General features: G+C 53.7%; 13 protein-coding genes. 6 read left to right on the top strand and 7 right to left on the bottom strand.

What is annotated here, in order from left to right:
- Positions 1-28: 28 nt before the first annotated feature.
- Entirely contained in the window at positions 29-382 is a 354-nt protein-coding gene (locus L103DPR2_RS12275; RefSeq protein WP_055361340.1) for a glutaredoxin domain-containing protein, read from the bottom strand.
- Positions 383-469: 87 nt separating this feature from the next.
- On the opposite strand from L103DPR2_RS12275, the gene cysM reads away from it, so the two are divergent.
- The 3 genes from cysM to L103DPR2_RS12260 are packed head-to-tail and all read left to right on the top strand — an operon-like array spanning position 470 to position 2,183.
- Positions 470-1,372 carry a cysteine synthase CysM gene (cysM, locus tag L103DPR2_RS12270; RefSeq protein WP_055361339.1) on the top strand — a complete coding sequence of 301 codons (903 nt, stop codon included), beginning with the start codon at positions 470-472 and terminating at the stop codon, positions 1,370-1,372.
- On the top strand, positions 1,369-1,917 hold the full coding sequence (locus L103DPR2_RS12265) for an NUDIX domain-containing protein (protein ID WP_055361338.1): 549 nt from the start codon (positions 1,369-1,371) through the stop codon (positions 1,915-1,917). The genes cysM and L103DPR2_RS12265 overlap by 4 nt, the downstream gene beginning before the upstream one ends.
- Before the next feature lie 38 nt (positions 1,918-1,955).
- Positions 1,956-2,183: a sulfurtransferase TusA family protein gene (locus L103DPR2_RS12260; protein WP_197274952.1), complete on the top strand. Its 228-nt coding sequence runs from the start codon at positions 1,956-1,958 to the stop codon at positions 2,181-2,183.
- Positions 2,184-2,228: 45 nt separating this feature from the next.
- On the opposite strand, the gene galU is transcribed toward L103DPR2_RS12260, so the two are convergent.
- The 4 genes from galU to L103DPR2_RS12240 all read right to left on the bottom strand — a co-directional run bounded on the left by galU (position 2,229) and on the right by L103DPR2_RS12240 (position 8,143).
- Positions 2,229-3,116, bottom strand: coding sequence for a UTP--glucose-1-phosphate uridylyltransferase GalU (galU, locus tag L103DPR2_RS12255; RefSeq protein WP_055362030.1), 888 nt, complete (start codon positions 3,114-3,116; stop codon positions 2,229-2,231).
- Between the two features lie 16 nt (positions 3,117-3,132).
- Positions 3,133-6,099, bottom strand: coding sequence for a valine--tRNA ligase (locus tag L103DPR2_RS12250; protein WP_055361336.1), 2,967 nt, complete (start codon positions 6,097-6,099; stop codon positions 3,133-3,135).
- Positions 6,100-6,235: 136 nt separating this feature from the next.
- Complete coding sequence (locus tag L103DPR2_RS12245) at positions 6,236-6,415, bottom strand: DUF2783 domain-containing protein (RefSeq protein ID WP_082466905.1); 180 nt, start codon at positions 6,413-6,415, stop codon at positions 6,236-6,238.
- Positions 6,416-6,433: 18 nt separating this feature from the next.
- Positions 6,434-8,143 (bottom strand): FAD-dependent oxidoreductase, encoded by a 1,710-nt coding sequence (locus tag L103DPR2_RS12240; protein WP_055361335.1) that lies wholly within the window; start codon positions 8,141-8,143, stop codon positions 6,434-6,436.
- A gap of 137 nt (positions 8,144-8,280) precedes the next feature.
- On the opposite strand from L103DPR2_RS12240, the gene L103DPR2_RS12235 reads away from it, so the two are divergent.
- From L103DPR2_RS12235 to queF, 3 genes are all read left to right on the top strand, one after another.
- Positions 8,281-8,703, top strand: coding sequence for a rubrerythrin family protein (locus L103DPR2_RS12235; protein ID WP_055361334.1), 423 nt, complete (start codon positions 8,281-8,283; stop codon positions 8,701-8,703).
- A 62-nt stretch (positions 8,704-8,765) separates the two neighbouring features.
- Positions 8,766-9,548: a peroxide stress protein YaaA gene (yaaA, locus tag L103DPR2_RS12230; RefSeq protein WP_055361333.1), complete on the top strand. Its 783-nt coding sequence runs from the start codon at positions 8,766-8,768 to the stop codon at positions 9,546-9,548.
- The gene (gene queF, locus L103DPR2_RS12225) at positions 9,545-10,390 is read left to right on the top strand and encodes an NADPH-dependent 7-cyano-7-deazaguanine reductase QueF (protein ID WP_055361332.1); all 846 of its coding nucleotides are present in this window, start codon (positions 9,545-9,547) and stop codon (positions 10,388-10,390) included. Before yaaA ends, queF begins: the two co-directional genes overlap by 4 nt.
- A gap of 5 nt (positions 10,391-10,395) precedes the next feature.
- On the opposite strand, the gene L103DPR2_RS12220 is transcribed toward queF, so the two are convergent.
- Both L103DPR2_RS12220 and dinB read right to left on the bottom strand, forming a co-directional pair.
- A complete protein-coding gene (locus tag L103DPR2_RS12220) occupies positions 10,396-11,238 on the bottom strand; it encodes an enoyl-CoA hydratase-related protein (RefSeq protein ID WP_055361331.1) in 843 nt (280 codons plus the stop codon).
- Positions 11,201-12,445 (bottom strand): DNA polymerase IV, encoded by a 1,245-nt coding sequence (gene dinB, locus L103DPR2_RS12215; RefSeq protein WP_082466904.1) that lies wholly within the window; start codon positions 12,443-12,445, stop codon positions 11,201-11,203. Before dinB ends, L103DPR2_RS12220 begins: the two co-directional genes overlap by 38 nt.
- Positions 12,446-12,498 lie beyond the last annotated feature (53 nt).

Below are 12,498 nucleotides of genomic sequence, written 5' to 3'. Positions count from 1 at the left end.
ATGTGAATTGAGCAGGAAGCCGAGCCCTTTAACGCAGTTGGCCGGCTGCCAGCAAATCTTTGACATTGCTGTCGCCGCCGACCAAGACGCCTTCTACAAACACCATGGGGAAGGTGGGCCAGCCGGACCACAATTTGAGGGCATTGCGTTTGCGCCAGTCGCTGAAATAACTGCCGTATTCCAAATAATGATGCTGGATGTTGGCATCAGAAAGGCGTTTGCGAACCGCTTTGCAAACGGGATTTTGGCGCATGCCCACCACGACAACGCGATGTTGGGCGATGGCTGCTTGCACCTCTTCCACCACCTCACGGTGATGGTTGGCAATGAGGCCCTGAATGGCGGGATGAATGTGGGATTCGTTCAAAATGTGTCTTGGCATGGCGCGTCCTCAAAAAAATGAAATATTGGGGCAAAGCCTGATTCTGACGAAATGACAAGGCCTCGATGTTCGAAGGATAATGCGGAAATGACGTACCCAACCCTTGACGAATCCATTGGCAACACACCCCTGGTGAGGTTGCAACGCCTGTCCGCCGAGTTGATGGCCCCCAAAGGCAATGTCATTCTGGGCAAACTTGAAGGCAACAACCCAGCAGGCTCGGTCAAAGACCGCCCCGCGCTGTCCATGATCAAGCGCGCGGAAGAACGCGGCGAAATCAAGCCCGGTGACACCCTCATCGAAGCCACCTCCGGCAACACCGGCATTGCCTTGGCCATGGCCGCTGCCATCAAAGGCTATCGCATGATTTTGATCATGCCCGAAGACCTGTCGATTGAGCGCGCTCAAACCATGAAGGCCTTTGGTGCTGAACTCATTTTGACCCCCAAGAGCGGCGGCATGGAATACGCCCGCGATTTGGCGGACAACATGGCTGCGCAGGGCAAGGGCCGCATCCTGGATCAGTTTTCCAATCCAGACAATCCACGCATTCACTATGAAACCACAGGCCCCGAAATCTGGGCGCAAACCGAAGGTCGCATCACCCACTTCGTGAGTGCCATGGGCACCACCGGCACCATCACGGGGGTGTCGCAGTTTTTGAAAGAGAAGAATCCCAAGGTTCAAATTGTGGGCGCACAACCCAGCGAGGGTTCGCGCATTCCTGGCATTCGGAAGTGGCCTGAAGAGTATTTGCCCAAAATTTACAACCCAGCCAACGTCGATGAGCTGATCTACGTCAGCCAAGACGATGCAGAGGACACTTGCCGTCAGATGGCCCGTGAAGAAGGCTTGTTTGCTGGCATTTCAGCCTCGGGAGCATGCTGGGTGGCGCAGCAAATCGCTGCACGCGAAAGCAATGCCACCATCGTTTTCATTGTGTGCGATCGCGGTGATCGTTACCTTTCAACCGGAGTGTTCCCTGCATGACCGAATATCGCTTTTGCCCTTGTTGCGGTGCGCCGCTGTCGTGGTTGCCGCAAATGGAAGATGGCGGTGAAAAATTGCGCTTGCGTTGCACCGAATGCAGCTTCACGCATTGGAACAATCCCACGCCGGTGTTGGCTGGCATTGTGCAAGTGGGCAATCAAATTTTGTTGGCACGCAACGCCGCTTGGACTGGCCGTAAATTTGCGTTGATCACTGGCTTCATGGAAGCGGGTGAAACACCTGAAGAAGGCATCTCCCGTGAGATTGCAGAAGAAACCAACCTGCAAGTCAGTGCACTCAAACTCATTGGTGTGTACGACTTCCAGCGCATGAACCAAGTCATCATTGCTTATCACGCTTTGGCCTCTGGCAACGTTCGTTTGTCGCCCGAGTTGGCAGAATACAAGATGTTCAACTTTGATGAGTTGGTGTGCTGGCCTGCGGGTACAGGCTATGCGCTGGGCGATTGGCTGCGTACCATCGGCATTGAGCCTAAGTTCATGACTTGGGAAGAGCGAGATGCGCAAGGACGCACTTCGGAATAACAGCCTGAAAAGAAAAAAGAAGAGATTGCAAAATGAGCTTGTCGTTTGACGTTGAACTGGACACCTGTGGTTTGAATTGCCCCTTGCCTATTTTGAAGGCCAAGAAGTCATTGACGGCCATGACCTCAGGTCAAGTGCTGAAAGTGCTGTCCACCGATCCAGGCGCTTTGCGCGATTTTGAAGCCTTTGCCAGGCAAACGGGCAATGAGTTGTTGGCCCAAGAAACAGAAGGCGAACGTTTTTTGATTTGGTTGAAGCGTCGCTGAAAAAAAGCTTCACAGAGTGAGGCTTTTGAGATGTTCGATTTGAGTTCAAAGACTCAAAGTTTTCAGATAGGCTCTGAAAGCTTCACCTACTTGCGGGTGTTCCAAAGCCAATTCAACTGTGGCTTCTAAGAAACCCTCTTTGCTGCCGCAATCGTAGCGTTTGCCTTCGTATTGAAAGGCGTACACAGCCTCTTTGGATTTCAAACGTGCAATGGCATCGGTCAACTGAATCTCGCCGCCAACCCCTGTGGGTTGATTTCGGATCTCATCAAAAATACCTGGGGTGAGAATGTAGCGACCCGCAACACCCATGCGCGAGGGGGCTTGCTCGGGTGCAGGTTTCTCTACAATTTGTTCGACGCGAATCAATTGCTTGCCAGCGGATTCGCCCGCCACAATGCCATAGCGTTTGACGTGCGCTAGAGGTACCTCTTGCACCGCCAAAATAGAGCGACCTTGCTGCTCATACGCTTTGACCATTTGGGCCAATACAGAAGGCCCACCTTTGCGACCTACCATGAGGTCATCTGCCAACAACACTGCAAAAGGTTCGCGACCCACCATGGCTTCCGCACATAAAACAGCATGTCCTAGGCCAAGCGAGCGGGGCTGACGTACATAGGCGCAAACCATGTCGTCGGGCTGCACAGAGCGGACCAATTTCAACAACTCGTCCTTGTGGGCGCTTTCCAATTCGGTTTCGAGTTCGTAAGCGGTGTCAAAGTGATCTTCAATGGCGCGTTTGCTGCGGCCAGTGACGAAGATCATGTGGCGCACGCCTGCTGAGTATGCTTCTTCAACAGCGTACTGAATGAGCGGCTTGTCCACCACGGGCAACATTTCCTTGGGTGCCGCTTTGGTGGCTGGCAAGAAACGAGTGCCCAAACCAGCGACTGGAAAGACGGCTTTGCGAATGCTGGGTTGATTGCTCATGGCTGTGCTTTCATTGTCAAGATTTGGCAGGCGTCGCTTCAAGCTGGCCAAGCTGGGCTTTCACTTTCAGCAAGGTGGCCTCAAAGTCGGCCACGCGCTTTCGTTCTTGATCGATCACTGCGGGTGGGGCTTTGGCCACAAAGGCCTCATTGCTCAGCTTGCCATTGGCTTTGCCAATTTCGCCCTCTAAGCGGGCCACTTCTTTGCTGAGACGAATCTTCTCTGCGGCCACGTCCACTTCCATGAACAAGCACAGACGTGCTTCGCCCACCACGGCCACTGGCGCAGCGGCAGCTGCCTTGGTCCATTCAGCTTCATTGTCGAACACTTTGACTTCATTCAGCTTGGCCAGGGCTTGCAATACGGGTCCAGCAGACTTCATGAATTCTGAATCGCCCAAAACAAACAAAGGCAATTTGGTGGCAGGTGACACATTCATCTCACCGCGCAAATTGCGGCAGGCATCCACCAGCGTTTTGAGCTTGGCCACATGCGCCTCGGCTTGTTCGTCGATGCGCTCGGGTTGTGACACAGGGTAGGCCGCAATGCTCACCGATGGGCCTGCACGGCCCGCCACTGGGGCCACTTTTTGCCACAGTTCTTCAGAGATGAAAGGCGTGATGGGGTGCACCAAACGCAGAATGGTTTCCAAAACGCGAATGAGTGTGCGACGCGTTGCGCGTTGCTGAGAGGCATCGCCCGTGTTGATTTGCACTTTGGCAATTTCCAAATACCAGTCGCAAAACTCGTTCCACACAAAGTCGTAGATGGCGTTGGCCACGTTGTCCAAGCGATATTCTGCAAAGCCCTTAGCCACGTCGGCTTCGACGCGTTGAATTTTGGAAGAGATCCAACGATCGGCTTGGCTGAAAGTCAAATAACCATGTGCAGGTCCACCCACCGCGCATTCGGCTTTGGTGTGTTCCTTCAGACCACAATCTTGGCCTTCGCAGTTCATCAACACAAAGCGTGTGGCGTTCCACAGCTTGTTGCAGAAGTTGCGATAGCCTTCGCAGCGCTTGCTGTCAAAGTTGATGCTGCGGCCCAAGGAGGCCAAAGCGGCAAACGTAAAGCGCAGTGCATCTGCACCGTAGGCTGGAATGCCTTCGGGGAATTCTTTTTGCGTGTTCTTGCGCACTTGCGGTGCCGTCTCGGGCTTGCGCAAACCTTGTGAACGCTTTTCGAGCAAAGGCTCTAAAGAAATGCCGTCAATCAAGTCGACGGGGTCGAGCACATTGCCTTCTGACTTGCTCATCTTCTTGCCTTGTGCATCGCGCACCAAGCCGTGAATGTAGACATGTTTGAAAGGCACGCGACCTGTGAAGTGCGTGGTCATCATGATCATTCGGGCCACCCAGAAGAAAATGATGTCGTAGCCAGTGACCAGCACAGAGGAGGGCAGGTACAAGTCATAGTCTTGTGTTTTGTTGGTGCCTGATGTGGCCACGGCCTCTGGCCAACCCATGGTGGAGAAGGGCACCAAGGCTGAGGAATACCAAGTGTCGAGTACGTCTTCATCGCGCTTGAGTTTCTTGCCTGCACCAGCTTGCGCTTGAGCTTCAGCTTCCGACTTGGCAACGTACACATTGCCTTCTTCGTCGTACCAAGCGGGAATTTGATGGCCCCACCAGAGTTGACGTGAGATGCACCAGTCTTGAATGTTGTTCATCCACTGGTCGTAAGTGTTGACCCAGTTCTCGGGCACAAAGCTCACTTGGCCGGAGTGCACCGCATCAATGGCTTTTTGCGCAATGCTCTTACCTGTGGGGTCTTGGGGGCTGACTTTGTTCACAGCCACAAACCATTGGTCTGTGAGCATGGGTTCCACCACTTGTCCGGTGCGTGCACAAATCGGCAACATCAGTTTATGGGCTTTGATTTCAATCAGCAGACCTTGTGCTTCCAAGTCTTTGATCACAGCCTTGCGTGCCACAAAGCGGTCCATGCCTTGGTAGGCTTTGGGGCCGTTTTCGTTCACAGTGGCCGTCAATGTGAAGATGGTGATCAGCGGCAGGTTGTGTCGCATGGAACATGCGTAGTCGTTGGCGTCGTGAGCGCCGGTGATCTTCACGCAACCTGAGCCAAATTCGCGATCGACAAAGTCATCGGCAATGATGGGGATCTGGCGATCGCACAAAGGCAAATCGACTTTCTTGCCCACCAAATGTTTGTAACGTTCGTCTTCAGGGTGAACCGCCAACGCGCCGTCAGCCATCATGGTTTCGGGACGTGTGGTGGCAATGGTCATGCCTTTTTGCATCACGCCATCAATCAGTTGAGGGCCGTCTGCAAACGGGTACAAGATGTAATGCATCTTGCCGTCGGCTTCGGTGTTTTCCACTTCCAAGTCGGACACGGCGCTTTGCAACACAGGGTCCCAGCTGACCAGGCGCTTGCCGCGATAAATCAGACCTTGCTCGTACAACTTCACAAAGGTTTCGGACACCACTTTGGACAGCTTGTCGTCCATGGTGAAGTACTCGCGCGTCCAGTCCACGCTGTCGCCCATGCGGCGCATTTGCTGCGTGATGGTGTTGCCCGATTGTTCTTTCCATTCCCACACTTTGGATACAAAGTTTTTACGGGCTTCGGCAGGCGTTGGGCCCATGTCGTGGCGGCTGATGCCTTGGCCTTGCAGCTGGCGCTCCACCACAATTTGCGTGGCAATGCCGGCGTGGTCGGTGCCCGGAATCCAAGCGGTGTTGAAGCCCATCATGCGGTGATAGCGCGTGAGGCTGTCCATGATGGTTTGGTTAAATGCATGGCCCATGTGCAGGGTGCCTGTCACATTGGGGGGCGGCAATTGGATGGCGAAGTTGGGGGCGTCAGCCTTGGGCGCTTGGCTGCCGCGATGGCCAGCAATGCCGTAACCGCGTTTTTCCCATTCGGGGCCCCAGTGGGCTTCTAAGGCGGCGGGCTCAAAAGACGTGGACAGGCTTTCAAGGCCGGGTTGCTGAAGGGCGGGGGTGGACTCGTTGCTCATGGGCTGAATGGTTAGAAATTGCCCAAGGGCAATGTCATGAATGTTCTAAAGCCATGATTTTACTGGGCAAGAGCCCTGATTCCCGGCTAATTGCCCATTCCAGTACCCATGAAAGGCAATCCAGGTTGGTTCAGGATCAGTTCTTGGCCGATTCGATGCAATCCCGCAAGACAGCGGCATCGCCCACCTGATTGGCCAGCAGCAAAATCAGGCGCATGTTCAATTGCTCAGACTGCTCAGCGCTGAGGCCCTCATGGGCATTCAGCAGCTGCTCGTAAAAGGTGTCGGCGTCTTGCAGGTTCAGTTCTGTTTTCATGATGATGTCCAAATGTGATCAAAGACCCAAAGACCTGGCCACGGCGCCAACCAACTCACCATTGATCGCTTTGCCTGTGTCGGCCAAATAACCATCAGGTCGAATCAGAGCCCAGCCACCTGATGGCACTGCTGCACAGGCACTTTGCAGGCGGCCTTGCTTGTCCCAAACATGCTCCCGCGCTTGCACGTGATCACCTTGCGTCAAAACTTGCACGCAACGAACAGGGAGACCCGAGAGACTCAGTTCTTGGAGTCGTTTCAAAGACGCTTTGGTTTGCTTACCAAAAACCAAAATGAGCAAGCGGCCATCTGCCCACTGAAGCAGATCATTCAAAGCACCTGTTTTGCCAGGACGCCACTGAATTTTCACGTTTTGAACGGACACGCCGCCGTTGTCACCGCAAATGCGAGAGCCGCGATATGTGTTGGCCACGGCCATGCGGCCCGTGTTCACCAAAGAACGTGCAAAGGGATGCTGTTTGGCCAAGCTGATGGTGGCATTTCTAAACGCGCGCTCAATGCCATCGGCGGGTCGCAAAAATCGGGCTGTACGGCGTGTGACCTTGACGTTTTCTTGCGCCGCTTCAAGGCGTTCGTCGTTGTAGCTTTCAAGGAGGGCTTCATCGGCATGGCCGCGCAATACCGCGGCCAACTTCCAAGCTAAGTTGTCGGCATCTGCTACACCCGTGTTACCGCCGCGTGCGCCAAAGGGGTTCACAATTTTGGCGGTATCACCCATGAAAAATACGCGGCCCATGCGCAATGTGTTGAGGCATTGGCTCTTGTAGGCGTAGGGGCCCACCCACACGATGTCGACCTTCACGTTTTTGCCAAACTGGCGCTCCAAGCGTTCTCGAACAACGTCTTCGCGGCTGATGTAAGCGGCATCGGCATTGGGTTCCATTTGGTAGTCAATGCGCCACACATCATCGGCCATCAAGTGTTGCCACACTGCGCGGTTTTCGTTGAAAGGGGCTTCAATCCAAGTGTGGCGTTCTGTGGGCGGGCGCGTGTCAAAGCGAACGTCCGCAATGCACCAACGGTCATCGCCTTTTTTGCTTTCCATGGTGACACCTGTCCAAGCATGAAAGGGCGTGTGCGAGCCCGATGCGTCGATCACATGATCGGCTTGAATGTCGTAAGAGCCCTCTGGGGTTTCCACACTGAGCGTTGCGAAATCTTTGTTCTGTTTGAAAGCCTTCACACGCGACTGCCAACGCAAATCAACACTGCCCAGTTCTTGAATGCGTTCCACCAAAAAGCCCTCAATGTAGAACTGCTGGATGTTGATGAACGCAGGTTGTTCTGAGAGGCTGAAATTGCTTTGCTGCTTGAGGTCAAAGTTGTAGACCTCGTCATCACCCGCAAAAGTGCGGCCCACACTCCATTGAATGCCCTTCTTGGCGATGCGATCAAAAATGCCCAGTTTGTTAAAAATCTCGAGAGACTTTTGGGTGTAACAAATGCCGCGGGAGGACGCTCCTTTAACCCCCACTGTGTTGTCTTCGTCTAGCAGCACGGCCTTGATGCCCAAATTGGCCAAGGCGCACGCCAAGGTGAGGCCCGTGATGCCGCCACCCACAATGACCACTGCATGGCGCAAGGTTTTGTTGTTGACCAATTCAGGTGGCTTGACGAAGGGGTATTCGGGTAAGGTGTAACCGGTGCCTTCTGTAAATTCATACCCATTGGTGAATTGAACTTCTTTGAAAGTGGGCGTGTTCATCGCTGTCCTTTGGAATGGTGCCTGTCTCAGGTCGCACTTTAACAATTCTGCTGGCCTGATTTATTGACTAAACTACTTTTGTTTTCGTTTCTTTGTTAGAAATGAATTTTGCAGTGAAATCCTTTTAGGAAAATGACATGGCTGAACTCAAAGGCTCTCGCACCGAACAATGCCTCAAAGAGGCTTTTGCCATTGAATCGCAGGTGCAACTGCGTTACATGTACTTTGCCAACAAAGCAGACTTAGAAGGCAAAAGCGATGTGGCCGCCTTGTTTCGGTCCTCTGCCCAAGGCGAAACGGGGCATGCGCACGGCCATTTGGAGTTCCTCGAGCAATCTGGCGACCCCGCCACAGGCTTGCCCATGGGCAACACCCGCCAAAACCTCGCGGCCGCTGTGGCCAGTGAAACGCACGAGTCCACCCATGTCTATCCCGCCATGGCCAAGACGGCGCGGGAGGAAGGCTTTGATGACATTGCCGACTGGTTTGAAACCTTGGCCAAGGCTGAGCGATCGCACACCCTTCGTTATCAAAAAGCACTGAACGACTTGGTGGATTGAAAGACACAAACCTCGCCCGACGGTCACTTGCCAGATAATGGTGTCCTCAAAGGGCTCTGCGCATGTTGTTACTTTTATCACCCGCTAAATCGTTGGACTACGAGACACCCGTGGAAGGCGTGTCACACACCTTGCCTCAATTTGTCAGTCAGTCAGCCGAGTTGATTGAGGTGTTGAAACCCAAAACACCTGCGCAAATTGCAGAGTTGATGGACTTGAGCGACAACTTGGCGGCGCTCAATGTGGCGCGTTATGAAACATGGCGTCCCAAATTCACGGCCAAGAATTCCAAGCAAGCCGTCTTGGCATTCAATGGCGATGTCTACGATGGCTTAGACGCCAAGACACTCAAAGTCAAAGACCTTGAATGGGCGCAAGACCATGTGTGTATTTTGAGTGGCCTCTATGGCGTGTTGCGCCCCTTGGATTGGATGCAGCCTTACCGCTTGGAAATGGGGACTGCTTTGACCAATCCGCGTGGCAAAAACTTGTACCAATTTTGGGGCAGCAGCATTGCGGATTACCTGAATCAGCGACTGAGCAATGACAAAACACCCGTCATCATCAATTTGGCATCGCAAGAGTATTTCAAAGCGGTCGATCTCAAAACGCTGCAGGCCCGCGTGGTGGAATGTGTGTTTGAGGATTACAAAGGCGGTAAATACAAAGTGATCAGCTTTTTTGCCAAACGCGCACGCGGTTTGCTGGCACGCTACGCCATTCAAAAACAAATCAAAAATCCAGAGAAGCTTAAAGACTTTGATGCCGATGGCTACGGTTTTGTGGCTTCTGCGTCTGACGAAAACCGTTGGGTGTTTCGCCGCCGCGTAAAAGGTGTTGTATGAACCAGCCTGAACAATCCCAATTGGGAAAAAACAGCGCGTATGTTGATCAATACGACGCGTCGTTGTTGTTTCCCATTCCTCGATCCGTCAAGCGAGAAGAACTGGGCATTCAAGGTGCGCCCATTTTCTTTGGCGCCGATCTGTGGACAGCTTTTGAGCTGTCGTGGCTCAACTTAAAAGGCAAGCCCCAAGTGGCGCTGGCGCACATCACAGTGCCCGCAGAAAGCACACATATCATTGAAAGCAAATCGTTCAAGTTGTACTTGAACAGTTTCAATGCCACGAAATTTGTGGATGCGCAAGCAGTGCGCGATTGCATGCGCGAAGACTTGGACCAAGCCTTGTGGCATGGGGGCCAAATCAAAGCGCGCTGCGGTGTGAAGATCATCTTGCCCGAAGAATTTGACAAAGAGCCCGTGCACGAATTGGACGGCCTGAATTTAGACCGCATGGACATTGAGTGCACCCAGTATCAACCGGCTCCCGAGTTGCTCACGGCAGAACACAATGAAGCGCCCGTGACAGAAACTTTTGTGAGCCATCTGCTCAAAAGCAATTGTTTGGTGACGGGGCAACCCGACTGGGGCAGTGTGCAAATTTCTTATTCGGGCGCACAAATTGACCAAGCGGGCTTGCTTCAGTACATCGTGAGTTTCAGAAATCACAATGAATTCCATGAGCAATGTGTTGAGCGCATCTTCATGGACATCTGGACGCGCTGCAAACCTCTCAAGCTCACGGTGTATGCGCGGTACACGCGTCGCGGTGGGCTGGACATCAATCCTTGGCGCACCAGCCATCCACAATCGCCTCCGGCCAATATTCGCACGGCCAGGCAGTAAGCGCGTTAGCCGTAGGTTTTAAAACCTTTGAGAGGCGTCAACGGTGGAAAGTTGGCAGGGCGTTTTTCTTTGGCCGCCACAATGGCTTCGCGAATGTGTGGGTTGCTCCAGATGGCGCCTTGCAGCCAACCCATTTGTCGCAGGCTGTCTTCCACACTGTGATCGCGCGCGTAGTTGATGGCTTGCTTGGTGCCCCAAATGGCCACAGGTGGTTTGTTGGCCATCTCTTTAGCGCAGGCCAAGGCGCCTGCCACCATGGCTTCTTGCGTGTCGAACACTTGCGTCACCAAGCCGTGGTTCAAGGCATTTGCCGCGCTTAACCTGCGTCCGGTATAGGCCAACTCTTTGACCAAACCCATGGGCAACAATTTGGGAAGACGCTGCAGTGTGCCGACATCGGCCACCATGCCAATGTTGATTTCTTGAATGCAGAAAAACGCATCCTGCGTGGCGTAGCGAATGCAGCAGGCTGTGACCATGTCGACAGCACCGCCAATGCAGCCGCCATGAATGGCTGCAATGACGGGAATTCGCATGCTTTCCAACAAGGTGAAGGTCGATTGCATGTCGGTGAGCGAGTCATAAATGGCGGCTCGACCTTCAGGGCTGTCGGCATCCATCGAGATGGCGCCTGAAAATGTTTCCAAGGCCATGCCCGCCGAAAAATGTTTGCCGGTGCTGGAAATGACCAAGGCTCTGGCTTTGCCTTCGTTGTTCAGCTGATGCAGAACGGTATCAAGTTCGCGCCAAAACGTGGGATGCATGGTGTTGAGCGATTCGGGCTTGTTCAGTACCAAATGCGCAACGTGGTCATTCATCGTCAAAGAAAAGCAATTGAGTTTGTCCATGGGGATCGGCTTCGTGCAGAGCAGGGTGGGTGGGGTTTTGCGAACTGTAGCTTGCGTTGTTCTCAGGGACTGTCCCGTGTTTGACCAAGGACCCTACACGGACGCCCAGCAGGCGAAGTTTGCGGGTGAGGTCGACGCGCTTTAAGCACAGCCCCGCAAACTTGCGAATTTCTGCAGCATCTTGGGTGTAGAAGCTGAGGGTTTGATCCCGCGTCACGCTTTTGAAGTTGTCGTAGCGCAGCTTGATGCCTATGGTTTTGCCGTCATAGCCTTTGCGCTTTAAATCGGCCGCCAACTGTTGGCACAGACGCGTGAACACTTTGCCCAGTTCTTCTTTGTCGCGTACGGCATGCAGGTCGGTTTCGAAGGTGGTTTCACGGCTGATGCTGACAGGCTCGCTTTCGGTGCTGATGGGGCGGTCGTCTCGCCCCCATGCGGCTTCATGCAGCCAGGCGCCATAAACTTTGCCAAAGTGCATTTGCAACCAAGGCAATTCACAAGCGGCCAACTGGCCAATGGTTTCAATGCCGTGCAGCTTGAGTTTCTCATCGGCCTTGGGGCCCACACCGTTGATCTTGCGGCAACTGAGTGGCCAGATGGCTGTTTGCAAGTCTTCTTCATGAACGATGGAGATGCCGTTGGGCTTGTTGAACTCACTTGCCATTTTGGCAATCAGTTTGTTGGGTGCAACGCCTACCGAGCAGGTCAGCCCTGTGGCCTCAAAAATGCATTTTTGAATGAGACGTGCCAAGACCCTGCCGCCTTCGCGTTGCCCTCCAGGTACCTCTGTGAAATCGATGTAGACCTCGTCCACGCCCCGGTCTTCCATGAGGGGCGCGATGTCCGTGATGATGCCTTTGAAGACTCTGGAGTAGTGCCGGTATTGGTCAAAGTCCACAGGCAGCAAAATGGCTTGGGGGCACAGCTTGGCGGCCTTCATGAGACCCATGGCCGAGCCAATGCCAAATTGCCTAGCGGCGTAAGTGGCCGTGGTGATCACACCTCGGCCTGTGTAGCCTTCGATGCGTGGAAAAAAATCCAGAGGAATTTCAGACAGGTTGTCGGCGGTCCATTCGTAGTCTGGGTGCGCTGCCCGCAGGCGTCCTAGCAAGTCATCTTCCTTGCGCCTGCCGCCGCCAATCACCACCGGCAAGCCTTTGAGTTGTGGGTAACGCAACAACTCGACCGACGCGTAAAACGCGTCCATGTCGAGGTGGGCAATGCGCCGCTTCAGCGGCGATGCAGGTGCTTTGGGGTCGG

The organism is Limnohabitans sp. 103DPR2 (assembly GCF_001412575.1).
Lineage (GTDB): Bacteria > Pseudomonadota > Gammaproteobacteria > Burkholderiales > Burkholderiaceae_C > Limnohabitans_A.
This window is presented reverse-complemented; position numbering and strand designations above follow the sequence as displayed.

Excerpts from the sequence above, each read along its gene's own strand:
- queF (WP_055361332.1), top strand. The coding sequence starts at position 9,545 with ATGAACCAGCCTGAACAATCCCAATTGGGAAAAAACAGCGCGTATGTT.
- dinB (WP_082466904.1), bottom strand. The coding sequence starts at position 12,445 with ATGGACGCGTTTTACGCGTCGGTCGAGTTGTTGCGTTACCCACAACTC.
- L103DPR2_RS12265 (WP_055361338.1), top strand. The coding sequence starts at position 1,369 with ATGACCGAATATCGCTTTTGCCCTTGTTGCGGTGCGCCGCTGTCGTGG.
- L103DPR2_RS12245 (WP_082466905.1), bottom strand. The coding sequence starts at position 6,415 with ATGAAAACAGAACTGAACCTGCAAGACGCCGACACCTTTTACGAGCAG.
- L103DPR2_RS12240 (WP_055361335.1), bottom strand. The coding sequence starts at position 8,143 with ATGAACACGCCCACTTTCAAAGAAGTTCAATTCACCAATGGGTATGAA.
- L103DPR2_RS12220 (WP_055361331.1), bottom strand. The coding sequence starts at position 11,238 with ATGGACAAACTCAATTGCTTTTCTTTGACGATGAATGACCACGTTGCG.
- yaaA (WP_055361333.1), top strand. The coding sequence starts at position 8,766 with ATGTTGTTACTTTTATCACCCGCTAAATCGTTGGACTACGAGACACCC.
- L103DPR2_RS12235 (WP_055361334.1), top strand. The coding sequence starts at position 8,281 with ATGGCTGAACTCAAAGGCTCTCGCACCGAACAATGCCTCAAAGAGGCT.
- L103DPR2_RS12275 (WP_055361340.1), bottom strand. The coding sequence starts at position 382 with ATGCCAAGACACATTTTGAACGAATCCCACATTCATCCCGCCATTCAG.
- L103DPR2_RS12250 (WP_055361336.1), bottom strand. The coding sequence starts at position 6,099 with ATGAGCAACGAGTCCACCCCCGCCCTTCAGCAACCCGGCCTTGAAAGC.
- galU (WP_055362030.1), bottom strand. The coding sequence starts at position 3,116 with ATGAGCAATCAACCCAGCATTCGCAAAGCCGTCTTTCCAGTCGCTGGT.
- cysM (WP_055361339.1), top strand. The coding sequence starts at position 470 with ATGACGTACCCAACCCTTGACGAATCCATTGGCAACACACCCCTGGTG.